The sequence below is a fragment of the Variovorax sp. ZS18.2.2 genome (assembly GCF_024701975.1).
Classification (GTDB): Bacteria; Pseudomonadota; Gammaproteobacteria; order Burkholderiales; family Burkholderiaceae_C; genus Variovorax.
Genome location: NZ_JANLNM010000001.1, coordinates 154,030 through 170,235, shown reverse-complemented (window position 1 = coordinate 170,235; position 16,206 = coordinate 154,030). Strand labels below are relative to the sequence as shown.

The following is a 16,206-nucleotide window of genomic DNA, read 5'->3' as shown; positions in this document are numbered from 1 at the left end:
CCGCGACGCCGAACCATCCGGCGCCCGCCAACGACGAGTGCGAAAAATGGATATGACCGTCACCAAGTTCATTGCCGGCCAGTTGCCCACGGCCGCTCCCGCGGCGCTGGAGATCGTCGGCGTTCGCAAGGACTTCGAATCCTTCAGCGCGCTGCGCGATGTGCACCTGCGCGTGAACCCGGGCGAGATGCTGTGCTTTCTCGGCCCCTCGGGCTGCGGCAAGACCACGCTCTTGCGCATCATCGCGGGGCTGGAGACGCAGACCGCCGGCCAGATCCTGCAGAACGGCAAGGACGTCTCGTGGCTGTCGCCGGACAAGCGCGACTACGGCATCGTGTTCCAGTCGTATGCGCTTTTCCCCAACCTCTCGATTGCCGAGAACATCGGCTACGGCCTCGTCAACAGCCGCGCGAAGAGAGGCGAGATCAAGGCGCGCGTCGAGGAACTCCTGAAGCTCGTCGGCCTGCCGACTTCGGGCAGCAAGTACCCGAGCCAGCTCTCAGGCGGCCAGCAGCAGCGCGTGGCATTGGCCCGCGCCCTCGCCACGCGCCCCGGCCTGCTGCTCCTCGACGAGCCGCTGTCGGCGCTCGACGCGATCGAGCGCGTCCGTCTGCGCGGCGAGATCCGCCGGCTGCAGAAGCAGGTCGGCATCACCACCATCATGGTCACGCACGACCAGGAAGAGGCACTGTCGATGGCCGACCGCATCGTGGTCATGAACCACGGCGTGATCGAACAGGTCGGAACGCCCATGGAAGTCTATGAACAGCCGGCCACGCCGTTCGTGGCGGACTTCGTCGGCAAGGTGAACGTGCTGCGCGCGGTGGCGCTCGGCAACCACCGCTTCCAGGTCGGCGACATGGAACTGCAGTGCGACGCCTGCGACGGCGCCTTCGAGCCCGGCGAAGCGGTCAACCTCTACCTGCGCCCCGAAGACCGCGCGGTCGAGCACCTGGCGGACGACACCGCCAACCGCCTGCAGGCGCTGGTCACCAAGGTGGAATTCCTCGGCGGCCTGTGCATTGCCGAAGTGACGGCCGCCGCGCTGCACGGTCAGACGCTCGGCCTGCACTTCTCGCTCAACCAGCTACACGACCTGGACATCCGCGAAGGCAACACCATCGACATCGCGCTGCGCGCGAACCGCATCCGCGCTTTCTCCGCCCACACCCCGAAGCCATGAACACGCTGGCACGCCCTCGCACTGCACTCGCTGCGTTCGCCGCGCGGCCGGCCATGCGCTGGAGCCGCGACGAAACCATCGCCCGCGCGATCCTGCTCGCGGTGATGGTGATGCTGTTCGTGTTCCTCATCGCGCCGCTGCTGACCATCCTGGCCCATGCGGTGCAGGACAAGGACGGCCGCTTCGTCGGCCTGGCCCACTTCATCACCTACTTCCAGACGCCCAGCCTGCTGCGCGCGGCATGGAACTCGATCTGGGTCTCGGCGGCCGTGGTGATGATCTCGGTGCCCACGGCCTTCGTCTTTGCCTACGCGCTCACGCGCAGCTGCATCCCCACGCCGCTCAAGGCCGTGTTCCGCCTGATCGCGCTGATCCCGCTGCTCGCGCCCTCGCTGCTCTCGGCCATCTCGTTCGTGCAGTGGTTCGGCAACCAGGGCTCGCTCAAGTTCCTGCTGGGCGGCATGTCGATCTACGGCGCGCCGGGAATCATCCTGTCCGAGGTCTACAACACCTTTCCGCATGCGCTGATGATCCTGCTCACCGCCCTGTCGCTGGCCGACGGCCGGCTGTACGAGGCGGCCACCGCGCTGCGCACGCGGCCCTTTCGCCAGTTCATGACCATCACGCTGCCCTCGTGCAAGTACGGTCTGATCAGTGCGGCGACCGTGGTCTTCACCTACGTGGTGAGCGACTTCGGCGCGCCCAAGGTCATCGGCGGCAACTTCAACGTGCTGGCGGTCGATGTCTTCAAGCAGGTGGTCGGGCAGCACAACTTCTCCATCGGTGCGGTGGTGGGCATGCTGCTGCTGATTCCATCGATCATTTCCTTCGTGATCGACTACGTGGTGCGGCGCAAGCTGAAGGCGCAGCTCACGGCCCGCTCGGTTCCGTACAGCCCCAAGCGCCGCAGGTTCGCCGACGCGTTGCTGATGCTGTTCTGCGCGGTGGTGTGCAGCCTGCTGCTGGCCACCATCGGCATGGCGATCTACACCTCGCTGATCTCGCTCTGGCCCTACGACCTCTCGTTCACGCTCAAGCACTACCACTTCGTGCTGGTCGAGAGCGACATGGCCGACGCCTACGGCAACAGCCTGATCGTGGCGATGGCCACCGCCGTGGCCGGCTCGCTGATCGTCTTCGTGGGCGCCTACCTGATCGAGAAGACGCGCAACCTCGGTCTCATGCGCAAAGGCATGCACCTGATGGCCGTACTGTCGATGGCGGTGCCGGGCCTGGTGCTGGGCCTGGGCTACGTGATGTTCTTCAACCATCCGGCCAACCCGCTGAACTTTTTGTACCAGACGATGGCGATCCTCATCATCTCGATGGTGGTGCACTACTACACCTCGAGCCACCTCACGGCGGTGACGGCGCTCAAGCAGATCGACAACGAGTTCGAGGCCGTGTCGGCCTCGCTCAAGGTGCCGTTCTTCAAGACCTTCCTGCGCGTGACGGTGCCGGTGTGCCTGCCGGCCATCCTGGACATCGGGCGCTACTTCTTCGTGGTGTCGATGGCCAGCCTCTCGTGCGCCATCTTTCTCTACACGCCCGAGACCATCCTCGCCTCGGTCGCGATCATGCATCTGGACGACGCCGGCGACATCGGCCCGGCCTCGGCGCTCGCGAGCCTGATCGTGGTCACTTCCACGCTCGTGTGCATCGCCTATTCGCTGCTCACGCGCGTGCTGCTTGCGCGCACGCAGGCCTGGCGCAATCTGAGCCGCGGCTGAACCTACGACGCACCTTCCTCATTCCTTTCCCCGCCTGGAGACACCATGAGTCAAACGCCCCACCCCGGTTATCCCATCCTGCTCACGCCCGGCCCCCTGACCACTTCGGACCGCACACGCCAGGCGATGCTGCGCGACTGGGGATCGTGGGATGCCGACTTCAACCAGATCACCGCACGCATCCGCAAGGAGGTGCTGAACATCGTCCACGGCACGGGCACGCACGAATGCGTTCCGCTGCAGGGCAGCGGTACCTTCTCGGTGGAGGCAGCCATCGGCACCATCGTGCCGCGCAACGGCCATGTGCTGGTGCCGAGCAACGGCGCGTATTGCCAGCGCCTCGCGAAGATCTGCAAGGTGCTCGGCCGCAAGCTCACGACCATCGACTACACCGAGGAGAAGCAGGTGTCGCCCGCCGATGTCGACCGCGCGCTCGCGGCCGACCCCGCCATCACCCACGTTGCCGTGGTGCATTGCGAAACCGGCGCCGGCGTACTCAACCCGCTGCACGAGATCGCGCTGGTGGTTGCCAAGCACGGACGCGGACTGATCATCGACGCGATGAGTTCCTTCGGCGCACTGGAGATCGACGCGCGCAAGACGCCCTTCGACGCGGTGGTCGCCGCCTCCGGCAAATGCCTCGAAGGCGTGCCGGGCATGGGCTTCGTCGTCATCAAGCGCAGCACGCTCGAAAAATGCGAAGGCAACTGCCACTCGCTGAGCATGGACCTGTACGACCAGTGGGTGTACATGGAGAAGACCACGCAATGGCGCTTCACGCCGCCCACGCACGTGGTGGCGGCGCTCGACACTGCCATTGCGCAATACATCGAGGAAGGCGGACTGCAGGCGCGCGGCGGGCGCTATGCGCGCAACTGCAAGGGGCTCATCGACGGACTGGGCGCGCTCGGTTTCAGGAGCTTCCTCGACCCGGCCATCCAGGCGCCGATCATCATCACCTTCCACGCGCCCGACGACGCCAACTACGACTTCAAGACCTTCTACCAGGAGGTCAAGAAGCGCGGCTACATCCTCTATCCGGGAAAGCTGACGCAGGTGGAGACCTTCCGTGTCGGCTGCATGGGCCACTTCGGCGAAGCCGGCATCCCGGGCGCGGTGGCAGCGATCGCCGACACGCTCAAGGCCATGAACATCCGGCAGGTCACCGCGCCTGCGACCGCATGAACGACGAAACTCCGCGCCGCTACATCCTCACGCTCACATGCCCGGACCGCACGGGCATCGTGGCGGCGGTAGGCAGCTTCATCGCCAGCCACGGCGGCCTGATCAACCAGGCGGCCCAGCACGGCGATCCCCTGCACAACCGCTTCTACATGCGCGTGGAAATCCAGGCCGACACGCTGCCGTTCTACCTGGACGAATTCCGCGAGCGCTTCGCGCCGGTTGCCAAGCCGTTCGAGATGGAATGGAGCATCTCCGACAGTTCGGTGAAGAAGCGAATGGTGGTGCTGGTCAGCAAGCTGGACCACTGCCTCAACGACCTGCTGCACCGCTGGCGCAACAAGGACCTGCACTGCGAGATCCCGTGCGTGATCTCCAACCACAACGACCTGCGCTCCTTCGTCGAGTGGCACGGCATTCCGTACTTTCACGTTCCGGTGACGCCCGACAACAAGGAGCAGGCATACAGCGAGGTGGAGCGGCTGTTCCGCGAGTTCAGCGGCGACTTCATGGTGCTCGCGCGCTATATGCAGGTGCTGTCGGACGCGATGACCCAGCGCCTGCGCAACCGCATCATCAACATCCACCACAGCTTCCTGCCGGCCTTCGTCGGCGGCAAGCCCTACCACCAGGCCTTCGAGCGCGGCGTGAAGATGACCGGCGCCACCAGCCACTACGTGACCGCGGAGCTCGATGCGGGGCCGATCATCGAACAAGGCGTCATCAACATCGACCACAGCAATTCGATCGAGGAGCTGGTGCGCCTGGGCAAGGACATCGAGAAGAGCGTGCTCTCCCGCAGCGTGCGCCACCACCTGGAAGACCGGATCCTGGTCCACCGCAACAAGACCGTCGTCTTCAAATAACTTTCCGTCTTCACCGAACGAGCCCAGTCAATCCACCATGGCGACTCCACTTCCCTCCCACGCCCAGGTCGTCATCGCAGGCGGCGGCATCGCCGGCTGCAGCGCGGCCTACCACCTGACGAAGCTCGGCTGCACCGATGTCATCGTGCTCGAGCAGGGCCAGCTCACCTGCGGCACGACCTGGCACGCCGCCGGGCTGGTCGGCCAGCTGCGCGCGAACCGCAGCATGACGAAGATGAGCCGCTACGGCATCGACCTGTACGCCTCGCTCGAAGCCGAGACCGGTCTCGCCACCGGCTGGAAACAGTGCGGCAGCATCACGGTGGCGCGAACGCCCGAGCGCATGACGCTGCTCAAGCGCACCATCGCCACGGCGCGCAGCTTCGGCATCGAGGCCGAATTCATCACGCCCACCGACGCACTGGAGCTGTGGCCGCTGATGCGCATCGACGATCTCGTGGGCGCCGTCTGGCTGCCCGGCGACGGCAAGGCCAACCCCACCGACCTCACGCAGTCGCTGGCCAAGGGCGCGCGCAACCGCGGCGCGAAGGTCTTCGAGGGCGTGCAGATCACCGGCACGATCATCGAGAACGGGCGCATCGTCGGCGTGGAGACCAGCCAGGGCACGGTGCGCTGCGAGAGCTTTCTCAACTGCGCGGGCCAATGGGCGCGCGAGCTGGGCAAGATGTCGGGCGTCAACATTCCGCTGCATTCGGCCGAGCACTTCTATCTCGTCACCAAGGAGATCGAAGGCGTGCACCGCGACCTGCCGGTGCTGCGCGACCCCGACGGCTACATCTATTACAAGGAAGAAGTCGGCGGCCTCGTGATGGGCGGCTTCGAGCCCGTCGCCAAGCCCTGGGGCATGGACGGCATTCCGCCGAAGTTCGAGTTCCAGCTATTGCCGGACGACATGGACCAGTTCCAGATCCTGCTCGACGAGGCGGTGCACCGCACGCCCGCGCTCGAGACCACCGAGATCAAGCTGTTCCTGAACGGCCCCGAGAGCTTCACGCCCGACGGCAACTTCATCCTCGGCGAAGCACCCGAGGTGCGCGGCTATTTCGTGGCCGCCGGCTTCAACTCGGCCGGCATCGCCAATGCGGGCGGCGCGGGCAAGCTGATCGCCGAATGGATCGTCGGCGGCACCGCGCCGGCCGACCTGCTCGACGTGGACATCCGCCGCTTCGCCCCCTTCAACAGCAACAAGCGCTGGCTGAAAGAGCGCACGGTGGAGGCGCTCGGCCTGCACTACGCGATGCGCTGGCCGCGCCACGAGCTGGAGTCCGGACGGCCGCTGCGCCGCTCGCCGCTGTACGACAGGCTCAAGGCCAAGGGCGCTGCGTTCGGCAGCAAGCTCGGCTGGGAGCGTGCGAGCTGGTTCGCTCTGCCGGACCAGAAGGCGGAGGCCCGCTACGGCTTCGGCCGCCCCGACTGGCTCGATGCCTGCAACGCCGAACAGATGGCCGTACGGCAAGGCGTGGTCGTCTTCGACCAAACCTCCTTCGGCAAGCTGATGGTGCAGGGCCGCGACGCCGAGCCGCTGCTGCAGCGCCTGTGCGCCAACGACGTGGCCATCCGGCCCGGCAGCATGGTCTACACCGCGCTGCTCAACGAGCGCGGCGGCTTCGAGAGCGACCTCACCGTCATGCGGCTGGAAGCCGACTGCTTCCTCATCATCACCGGCTCCGCGCAACCGTACCGCGATATCGGCCACATCAAGCGTCACCTGCAGCCGAACGAGCATGTGACGGTGACGGACGTGACCTCGGGCTACTGCACGCTCACCGTGACCGGCCCGAAGGCGCAGCAACTGCTGTCGCGCGTCACGCCGCAAGACCTCCGCAAGGAAGCGTTTCCGCAATCGGCCGTGATCGAGATCGACGTAGGCCATGCGCGTGCGCTCGCGGCCAAGGTCTCTTACGTCGGCGGCCCTGGATGGGAGCTGTACATCCCGACCGAGATGGCGGTGCACGTGTACGACACGCTGTTCGAAGCCGGCGCCGACCTGGGCCTGCGCGACGGCGGCTACTACACGATCGACGCCTTGCGCATCGAAGCCGGGCGCCGCGCCTTCGGTCTCGAACTGGGACCGGACGAGAATCCGTTCGAGGCGGGCCTGGAGTTCGCGGTGCAGCTGGACAAGCCGGTCGCGTTCATCGGCCAGGCCGCACTCGCGAAGATCGCGCCGGAGCGGCTCGCCAAGCGGCTCCTGATGTTCACGCTCAACGACGAACAGGCCTTCGCCTGGGGCGGCGAGCCGATCCTGCGCAACGGCAAGGCCGTGGGCGAACTGACCTCCACGGCCTGGAGCGCGGTGCTCGGGCGGATGGTGGTGATGGGCTATGTGCGCAGCGCCGAGCCGCTGACGCGGGACGAGGCGATGCAGGGGTCCTACGAAATCGACATCGCTGGTCATCGCTTCGCCGCCACGGCACAATCGCGGCCGCCCTACCCGTCGCTTGTAAAGGCCGCGCTCGAACAGCGCCGCTGACACCAGACCAGAACGCGGACGGCAGAGGGACGGGGTATCTCTTCGGGGTACACATGACCGCACAGAACTTTCTGCATCTCTGGGACAGCAGCTTTCTCTACGTCACGCCGGCCATCGAGTCGGACCTGACGGCCCGCTCGTCGGTCACGCTGCTGGCCTCGGTCAGCGGCCATCCGTTCAGGCTGGAAGCCGCCGACGGCACGCGCGCGCTCTGCACGGCGGCAGTGGTCGCGGCCGGCACGCAGCGGCGGCTGTATGTCGATGGCTGCGGACTGCTCTCGCTCAACCTCGATCCGGGGTCCAGCGCCTACCGCACGCTGTCGCAATGGATGAACGGCCACGGCATCGTGCCGATCGACGCGCAATGCTTCGGCCGGCTGCGCGACAGCTTCGAGGCGGCGCAGTGCGGCGCGCTGGCCGAGCATCACCTGCAATCGCTCAGTACGCGGATGGTGGAGGCCGTCACCGAACGCCCCGAGTCCGAGGGCGGACTCGATCCGCGCATCGACAGCGTGATGCGCGTCGCCCGCTCGCATGCGGGCCCGCTGCCGCTGCAGGACCTGTCCGAGGTGGCCTGCCTGTCGCCCGATCGCCTGACCCACCTGTTTCGCGAGCAGACGGGCGTGTCGATCAAGAACTACCTGCTGTGGGCCAAGGTCCGCCGTTCCGTGCAGCAGTTCGCCAGCGGCCGGCCGCTGGCCGACATCGCGCTCGATGGCGGCTTCGCCAGCGCCGCCCACATGAGCCGCACCTTCCAGTGCTCCTTCGGCCTGCCGCCGTCGTTCCTCTCGCGCCAGGTGCGCGTGACGGCGGACGACGAGGCCGAGCGCGTCTGGGGCCTGTGAACGCCGCGCCGCCGGCGCGCACCGTCTCGTTTTCACCTAGAACCTTAGCGGCTGCATGAAAGTGGGCGCCGCTGTCCCTCTCTACGCTTCCCGGGTGACGGAAACGAAGAAGACAAGAGACAAGAGAGGTTCCCCGTGCGCTCCCGCTTATCCACATCCACCAGGCTCGGCCTCGGCGCCGCGGCCCTGCTGACGGCGTTCGGCGCCTGGCTTTTTCTAGGCGACACCGACAGCCATGCCGCAGCGGCTGGCACGTCGGCCAACGCGGCGGCAGCGGCTGCTTCGCAAGCACCGACGACCCGGGAAGGCGTCGTGCTCGCCCGGCGCGCCGCGGGCTACACCGCCTTCGCGCCCGGCGCATCGCCCTACCTCAGCTCGGCGGGTGCGCGGGAGCGCGGCCTCGATGTCGTGCAGCTTCGGCGCGACCTGGCCGGCATCGGCAAGGACGTGACGACAGAGGTGGACCGCATCGTCGCGCTCGCGCGGTTCAGGGACCGCATGGACACCCTCGCCCGGGTGCTGCCGACGCTGAGCGACGAGGAGCGGCGCGACGAGTCCTACGCGATCCTGGACCAGTTGCCCCAGCACGTTGCCAATGGCGAGATCCTGCCCGTGGAGGCCATCGCCTCCACCCGCGCGCTGATTCAGATCGGAGAGTCGGACCCCGCGATCCGGGACGCGCTCACGAAAAGCCTGACCGAGTCGCTGCAATCGCATGCCCGGCAAATGCTGGGGCCGGAGCCCACCTCCGAGCCCCGCTACCAGAGCTACACGCAGGCCAGGAACCAGATGGCCAGCGAAGTTCAAGCCACCGTGCAGGACCCCGAGGAGCGGCAGCGCGTGATGGCGCAAAGAGAGTTCGAGATCAGAAGCCGCCACTACTGAAATCTTTCATCGCAAAAAAATCAGGAGCCACACAACATGACCCCGACAAGAGTTTTCTGGAGAGTCGCGGCCGCATTGGCCTTGTCGCTCTCGATGGGCGCGGCCGGCAGTGCGCCGTCCTCGCAGGAAGGCAGCGCGCAGAGCGTGTCGCCGCAAAGAAGCCGCGCCGATGCACAGGCCTTCATCGACGAAGCCACGCGCAAGTACAACGCGAGCCTCACCAACAGCTCCAAGCCCGGGCAGACCATCGTTCCCGCCGCAGGCCCCAACTGGGCGGCCGACCTGGACACCTGGGTCGAATACACCTTCCCCGCGAGTTCGGGCGCGTCGTGCATGAACGGAACGCCCTACCGCATGTACTACAAGGTCTCCTCCGATGCCGGCATGCGCGACAAGGTGCTGGTCGACTTCGAAGGCGGCGGCGCGTGCTGGGACTTCCAGTCGTGCCGCCCCGATGCCGAAACGGGCGCGGCCAACCCCGACGGGCTGCCCTCGGGCTACATCCAGGGCGACGGCATCGTCTCCAACACCGCGCTGCTGCTCACCTCGCCGGTGCTGGAGGGCAACACCTTCCTCGTCGAGGCGGCCGCGCGCCTTCTCTTCGGGCGAGGCTCGGGCAAGCTGGACGACGGCTGGTGGGGGCGCCTCTGGCAGACCACCACGGCACCCGAAACACAGAAGTGGACGAAGGTGGTCTTTCCATACTGCACGGGCGACGTCTCCGCCGGCGCGAGCTTCAGGTCGTTCAACGATCCGGCCGCGCCCGACGACGCGACGAAGACCAAGTACGTCAACTTCAACGGCCTCAACAACGTGCGCGCGGCCATGAAGTTCCTGCAGGACAACAGGTTCACCCAGAGCCTCTCGGACAAGGGCTACCTGCAGCAACTGCTGGTCTACGGCGGCAGCGCAGGTGGCTACTCGGCGCAGTTCAACTACCCGATGATCCGGCAGGCGCTCGCGGGCGAGAAGACGCGCGTGGCGCTGCTCAACGACTCGGGGCCACTCCTGACGGCGTCGGTCTACAAGACGGACGAAACCATCCTGCCGGCCGACCTGGAGAAGACGCCCGCCGCCAAGTTCTGGCAGCTGGCGGCCAACACCTGGGGCTTCTTCCAGCAACCGCTGGCCGCCGACTTCCGCGTTCCCGGCCACCCCGAATACGCCGAACAGGCCAGCGGGCTGATCGCGCGGTGGGAGAAAGCCACGGGCAAGAAGGTCAACATCACCAAGGCCACCGGCGGCGACACCGGAAGCTTCAGCACGGTGCTGTCCAAGCGCTATCCCAACGACCGCTTCGGGCTCTCCAGTTTCCAGCAGGACCAGGTCATCTCGCGCTTCTTCTTCATCGGGGCACAGAACGCCGAGGTCGTGGGCCTGGAAGGCTCAGCGCTGCGCGATGCCAAGCTCAAGCTCTTTCACAAGGAGCTGGACCTGGTGCGCGCCAACCTCGGTCCGCTGCCCAACTTCGGCTACTACATGCCGTGGTCCCGGTACCTCGTCATCGGAAGCCACGTCACGACGGCGCTGACCTTCGCGGGCACCGAGACTTCGCGCGCCGCGAACATCCGCGACGACGGCGGCCGCATCCAGCCGGCCTTCGACGGCGATGTGGGGCACTTCCTGAACAACCTGCTGAGCAGCAACAGCCTGGAGGCGGAGCCCGTGCTGAAGGAAGTCGGGCCGGAGAAGGCCGAGCCGCTGAACCTGGCCGGTGTGGCGGGCTGGCTGCTGTCGCTGTTCAACGTCTTCGGTTGACCGGCGCCAGGCCGGGAGCGCGGGGCGTCAGAGACTGCAGGTGCGAAAGCCGAAGAAACCGTCGTCGCGCTCCGGCAATGCGAAGCCCCTGCGGCGCGGCGAACGAAGCCGCGCACGCGTAGCGAACGACGCGCCGCGCAGCACGCGCGCGCGGCCGAAGGCGGCCACCGGATCGAACTCGCCGCCCGCGCTCCACGGGTCGGCCCGGAACCCGGGCCATGGCTGCAGCGTGCCCGCGGTCCACTCGTGCACATCGGCCCAGCGGAACCCGCGCCGCGCGGCGGTGTGCGCCGCGATCTCCCACTCGACCTCGGTCGCAACGCGGCGCCCCGCCCAGCGCGCCCACGCATCGGCCTCCCACCAGCTCAGGTGCACGGCGCTGTGGTGCCCCGCCGCGCGCACGGTGACGCCGAAGCGGTGCTGCAGCACCGAGCCGCCGGTGCCATTGCGCGCCACGCCGATCTGCTCGACATGGCGCGGCCCGCGCCGCCCCTCGACCTGTGCGGCCAGCCAGCGCCAGCCCTCGACGTGCCACAGTTCCTCGCGGTCGTAGCCGCCGTCGTCGACGAACTCGATGTACTGGCTCCAGGTGACGGGCTGCGCATCGATCTCGAACTCGGGCACCTCGACCCGGTGCACGGCGCGCTCCTGTGCAAAGGCGAAGCCGCTCTCGGGCAGGCCCAGCTCCCAGCGCGTGGCGGGCACCAGCAGCGGCTCGCGCGTGACGGCAATGGGCGCCTGCTCGATGCCCAGGGGCAGCCCGAGCGTTTGCGCCATCACCACGAACTGCTCGCCGCGCAGGTCTTCGTGGAACAGCGCGAGGCGGTAGAAGTACAGGCCCGCATCGGTCTCGGCCGCGTGCTCGAGCAGTTCGAGCGTGCTCTCCAGCGTCTCGAGCAGGTAGGCCTTGGTCTGGCCGAGGTAGGGCAGGTCGGCCGACCAGCGGCGGCCGGGCGAGCTCTGCGCCGGGTTCCACCAGTCGTCGGCACTCGGTTCGATGGCCGCGAGCCGCGTGGGCCGCACCGGGCAGTCGATGCCGAAGGCGCGCTGCGTGTTGCGACCGATCCACCATTCGGCGAACCAGCCGATGTGCCCGGCCAGCCACACCGGGGGCACCACGCCTTCTTCCTCGGGCACGGGCGGCACGGCGAGGGCCTCGGAGCCCAGCGCCTCTTCATACAGGGTGAGCAGGTGGAGCGTGTGGTTGCGCGCGTCGATCAGGGCCAGCGAGAGCAGGTCGCGGCCAGCGCGGCACATGTCGGGCGAATCGATGGAATGCGGCAGATTCGCCGCGCCGAAAGGCGCCGAAGGCGACGGACTCGAAGACATGAACGATTATGGCGACGGCCCGGCAGCGCCGCGAGGCAGGGCTCTGGGGTAAACCCGGGTTCGAGGCAAAGCAATACGAAGGTTCGCCGGGATACCATTGCGGGCTTTGCGCAGCCCCCACCAGGGGCCGGCGTTTCACCTTGGGCTTCGTGGGAGACACCCCCTTGTCTGCATTCCTCAGATTCGCGACCGGCATGGACTGGATCAGCGAAAAACTCGGCAAGTTCGCCGGTTATGCCGTACTCGCTGCCTCGCTCATCTCGGCGGCCAATGCCATCGTCCGGTACGGCCTCGATTTCAGCAACAACGCATTCCTCGAGATCCAGTGGTACCTGTTCGCCGCCACGGTGATGCTGGGCGCACCGGTGGTGCTTCGCTTCAACGAGCATGTGCGCGTGGACATCATCTACGGCAAGCTCAAGGGCTACAGGCCGGTGTATGTCGACCTGTTCGGCCTCATCTTCTTCCTGCTGCCGGTGATGGCGCTCTTCACCTACCTCACCTGGCCGTATTTCTGGAACACCTGGGTCACCGGCGAGATGTCCGGCAACATCGGCGGCCTCATCCGCTGGCCCGCCGCGCTGCTGATGCCCGTGGGTTTCGCGGCGATGTTCCTGCAGGGCGTCTCGGAAATCATCAAGCGCATCGCCTACCTGCGCGGCCTGATCACGATGGACACGCACTACGAGAAGCCGGTGCAGTGATGGGCGCTCCTCGCGCTTTTTCATCCCGCCCCGTCCCCTTCCGCACCGCAGGTAAGTAGCAATGCACATGGAAAATTTCGCCCCGATCATGTTCGCGGGGCTCGTGGTGATCATGCTGATCGGCTTTCCGGTCGCGTTCTCGCTCTCGGCCCTCGGCCTGATCTGCGGCTTCTTCGCCATCGAGATGGGCTGGTTCCCCGCCGGCTTCATGGCCAACCTGCCGCTGAACGTGTTCGGCATCCTGTCGAACGAGACGCTCCTGGCGATCCCGTTCTTCACGTTGATGGGAGCCGTACTGGAGAAATGCGGACTGGCCGAGGACATGCTCGACTCCATGGGCCAGCTCTTCGGCCCGATCCGCGGGGGCCTGGGCTACTCGGTGATCATCGTGGGCTTCATCCTCGGCGCCATCACCGGCACGGTGGCCGGCCAGGTGATCGCGATGGCGATGATCTCGCTGCCGGTCATGATGCGCTACGGCTACAACATGCGCTACTCGACCGGCGTGCTCGCCGCCTCGGGAACCATCACGCAGCTGGTGCCGCCCTCGCTGGTGCTCATCGTCATGGCCGACCAGCTCGGCACCGACGTCGGCCAGATGTACAAGGGCGCCTGGGGTCCGTCGATCCTGCAGGTGGTGATCTTCGCGATCTACACCTTCCTGGTCTCGCGCATCCGCCCGCACTACGTGCCGGGCCTGCCCGTCAGCGCACGCACGCTCAACGGCTGGGCGCTGTGGGGCAAGTGCCTGCGCGGCATCATCCCCTCGGCCATCCTGATCTTCGCAGTGCTCGGCTCGATGGGCGGCCTGCCCTTCATGGACCGCGCCATCGCCACGCCGACGGAGGCCGGCGCCATGGGCGCGGTCGGTGCGCTGATCCTTGCGCTCATCCATCGCCGCCTGAACTGGCAGCTGATGAAGGACGCCATGGAAGGCACCATGCGCCTGACGGCCATGGTGGTGTTCATCCTGATCGGCTCGCGCGTGTTCTCGCTGGTGTTCCAGGGCGTGGACGGCGCCAAGTGGATCGAGCACATGCTCTCGGGCCTGCCGGGCGGCCAGGTCGGCTTCCTGATCGCGGTGAACATCTTCGTGTTCTTCCTCGCGTTCTTCCTCGACTTCTTCGAGATCGCGTTCATCATCCTGCCGCTGCTGGGCCCCGTGGCGCACAAGCTCGGGATCGACATGGTGTGGTTCGGCGTGCTCCTGTGCGTGAACATGCAGACCTCGTTCATGCATCCGCCGTTCGGCTTTGCGCTGTTCTATTTACGGGGCATTGCAGACACCCTCTTCAAGAACGGGGCGTTACCCCGAAAGGTGGAGTCGCGCGACATCTACCTGGGCGCCATCCCGTGGGTGGGGATGCAGCTCTTGCTGGTGGCCATCGTGATCTTCTTCCCGCAGACGGTCACCGTGTTCCTCGACAAGGAAAAGGTCGTGGACATCGACAAGGTCAACCTCGACATGCCGGCCGATGCGATGCCGCCGCCCGAACCCGACAGCAACGGCGTGAACATGGAAGACCCGTTCGGCAACGAGAAGAAGACGCCTGAAGAAACGCCGCCGCCGGCCTCCGGCGAAGCCACCAAGCCGTGAGCGAAGAAGGCTCCAAAAAAAGCAGCACCCTCGAGAGCGCCGCCTTCCCGCCGCTGCTGCGCACGCTGGCGGTGGTGCTCGTGGTGGACCTCTTCGCGTTCGCGCTCTGGAGCCTGCCTTCCCTGCGCACCACCAGCTGGTCGGCCACCAGCCTCTTCGTGTTCGGCGTGGCGGGCCTCTGCGTGGTGTGGGTCGGCTACTGGATCGTCTACAGCCGCACCCGCCTCGAAGGCGACGTGCTCACCCAGACCTGGCTCTGGAACAAGCGCGTGCGCGCCGAGGACGTGGCGCAGCTCAAGCTCGTGCACATCCGCATGCTCGAACGCGTGATCGCGCCGCGGCTCTTGGTGCGCCGCCGCTTCGGGGGCATCACCTGGTTCCATGCATACGACCCGCAGGTGCTGGTCGCGTTCGGGCATCAGGTGGCGCAGCGTGCCATGCCTTCGGCACCGCCGCCACCGGCGCCCGAAGCCGGCACGCAGTGAACGCCATCGCGCACTGAGTCAGGTTGGCGGTCTTCGGTGCGGCGAAGATATGCCGCATGAGCCGCACGTCCTTTTCCTTCCTCCAACGCGCTGCTGCGCTGTGCCTGGCAGCAGCGGCCACAAGTGCCGTTGCCGCGCCTGCCGACTGCACGACGTCGGCCACACCTGAGTGCTATCGCGCGTTCGAGCCGCCGCAATCCGGCGGCACCCTGCACTACTACGCATCGCTCGCGCCTGACGCGTCGCCATCGGCCGCAGGCCCCACGCAAGCGCTCGTCGCGATGCACGGCCATCCGCGCGATGCCAACAAGACCTTCAATGCGGCGCTGCTCGCGGTCCGCAACGCCGGCGCGCTCGATCGCACGCTGGTCGTCGCGCCTCTCTTCCAGGTCGCGGCCGACAAGGCCGGCAAGTGCAGCACGGCGGGCGTGCCCGCGGTGCAGGACGGCGACCTGCTGTGGACCTGCGGCTCCTGGCTCGAAGGTGGCCGAGCATCCAACGGAAACGGCATCTCTTCGTTCGCCGCCATGGACGCGGTCGTGGCCGAACTGGTCCGGCAATGGCCCAGCCTGCGCACGGTCACCATCGCGGGCTTCTCGGCCGGCGCGCAGATGGTGCAGCACTACATCGGCTTCGCGGCCGACCCGCCCTCGGCCTCGGTCGCGCTGCGCTATGTGGTCTCGGACCCGGGCACCTGGCTCTACTTCGATGCGTTCCGCCCGCAGCGGGCGGGTGTCGATAGCGGCGCCTGCCCCACGGTGAACCGCTGGAAATACGGCACCGAGGGCCTGCCTGCGCACCTGGGCCGCAGCGCCGCCGAAGCCCGCCAGCGCTACGCTGCCGCCGACATCCACTACCTCGAAGGCGAGCTCGACACCGGCGAGGCCAAGGGCACGGCCTACAAGGTGCTCGACAAGTCCTGCGCAGCCGCCGCGCAAGGCCCATACCGGCTAGAGCGCGGCCTGGCGTATGCGCAGTACGACCGCACGATGCTCGCGCCGGACAAGCGCCGCGAGGTCACCGTGGTGCCGGGCTGCGCGCACGACGTGGCCTGCGTGTTTCCCTCCGAGGCGGCGCGCGCCGCATTGCTGGGCTCGCCGCGCCAATGAAAAAAGCCCCGCCATTTCGGGCGGGGCTTTGGATCGGAG

General features: G+C 67.0%; 13 protein-coding genes. 12 read left to right on the top strand and 1 reads right to left on the bottom strand.

Annotated elements, in window-relative coordinates:
* Window positions 1-46: 46 nt before the first annotated feature.
* The 8 genes from NU688_RS00820 (at window position 47) to NU688_RS00785 (ending at window position 10,943) form a co-directional block, all read left to right on the top strand.
* The gene (locus NU688_RS00820) at window positions 47-1,183 is read left to right on the top strand and encodes a putative 2-aminoethylphosphonate ABC transporter ATP-binding protein (RefSeq protein ID WP_257858650.1); all 1,137 of its coding nucleotides are present in this window, start codon (window positions 47-49) and stop codon (window positions 1,181-1,183) included.
* The gene (locus NU688_RS00815) at window positions 1,180-2,913 is read left to right on the top strand and encodes a putative 2-aminoethylphosphonate ABC transporter permease subunit (RefSeq protein ID WP_257858649.1); all 1,734 of its coding nucleotides are present in this window, start codon (window positions 1,180-1,182) and stop codon (window positions 2,911-2,913) included. The genes NU688_RS00820 and NU688_RS00815 overlap by 4 nt, the downstream gene beginning before the upstream one ends.
* Before the next feature lie 45 nt (window positions 2,914-2,958).
* A complete protein-coding gene (locus tag NU688_RS00810) occupies window positions 2,959-4,098 on the top strand; it encodes a 2-aminoethylphosphonate--pyruvate transaminase (protein ID WP_257858648.1) in 1,140 nt (379 codons plus the stop codon).
* Window positions 4,095-4,961 (top strand): formyltetrahydrofolate deformylase, encoded by an 867-nt coding sequence (gene purU / locus NU688_RS00805; RefSeq protein WP_257858647.1) that lies wholly within the window; start codon window positions 4,095-4,097, stop codon window positions 4,959-4,961. The genes NU688_RS00810 and purU overlap by 4 nt, the downstream gene beginning before the upstream one ends.
* Before the next feature lie 37 nt (window positions 4,962-4,998).
* A complete protein-coding gene (locus NU688_RS00800) occupies window positions 4,999-7,455 on the top strand; it encodes an FAD-dependent oxidoreductase (RefSeq protein ID WP_257858646.1) in 2,457 nt (818 codons plus the stop codon).
* A gap of 53 nt (window positions 7,456-7,508) precedes the next feature.
* Window positions 7,509-8,300 carry a helix-turn-helix domain-containing protein gene (locus NU688_RS00795; RefSeq protein ID WP_257858645.1) on the top strand — a complete coding sequence of 264 codons (792 nt, stop codon included), beginning with the start codon at window positions 7,509-7,511 and terminating at the stop codon, window positions 8,298-8,300.
* Window positions 8,301-8,435: 135 nt separating this feature from the next.
* Window positions 8,436-9,185, top strand: a complete 750-nt coding sequence (locus NU688_RS00790; protein WP_257858644.1) for a hypothetical protein — start codon at window positions 8,436-8,438, stop codon at window positions 9,183-9,185.
* Window positions 9,186-9,221: 36 nt separating this feature from the next.
* Window positions 9,222-10,943, top strand: a complete 1,722-nt coding sequence (locus NU688_RS00785; protein ID WP_257858643.1) for a pectinacetylesterase family protein — start codon at window positions 9,222-9,224, stop codon at window positions 10,941-10,943.
* 27 nt (window positions 10,944-10,970) lie between these two features.
* Here NU688_RS00785 and NU688_RS00780 read toward each other — a convergent pair whose 3' ends face one another.
* A complete protein-coding gene (locus NU688_RS00780; RefSeq protein ID WP_257858641.1) occupies window positions 10,971-12,272 on the bottom strand; it encodes an SUMF1/EgtB/PvdO family nonheme iron enzyme in 1,302 nt (433 codons plus the stop codon).
* Between the two features lie 164 nt (window positions 12,273-12,436).
* Here NU688_RS00780 and NU688_RS00775 point away from each other — a divergent pair, with 164 nt between their 5' ends.
* From NU688_RS00775 to NU688_RS00760, 4 genes are all read left to right on the top strand, one after another.
* Complete coding sequence (locus NU688_RS00775; protein ID WP_257858640.1) at window positions 12,437-12,976, top strand: TRAP transporter small permease subunit; 540 nt, start codon at window positions 12,437-12,439, stop codon at window positions 12,974-12,976.
* Window positions 12,977-13,037: 61 nt separating this feature from the next.
* The gene (locus NU688_RS00770; protein WP_257858638.1) at window positions 13,038-14,573 is read left to right on the top strand and encodes a TRAP transporter large permease subunit; all 1,536 of its coding nucleotides are present in this window, start codon (window positions 13,038-13,040) and stop codon (window positions 14,571-14,573) included.
* Window positions 14,570-15,058, top strand: coding sequence for a hypothetical protein (locus NU688_RS00765; protein WP_257858637.1), 489 nt, complete (start codon window positions 14,570-14,572; stop codon window positions 15,056-15,058). Before NU688_RS00770 ends, NU688_RS00765 begins: the two co-directional genes overlap by 4 nt.
* Window positions 15,059-15,114: 56 nt before the next feature.
* Window positions 15,115-16,167: a hypothetical protein gene (locus tag NU688_RS00760; protein ID WP_257858636.1), complete on the top strand. Its 1,053-nt coding sequence runs from the start codon at window positions 15,115-15,117 to the stop codon at window positions 16,165-16,167.
* Window positions 16,168-16,206: the final 39 nt, after the last annotated feature.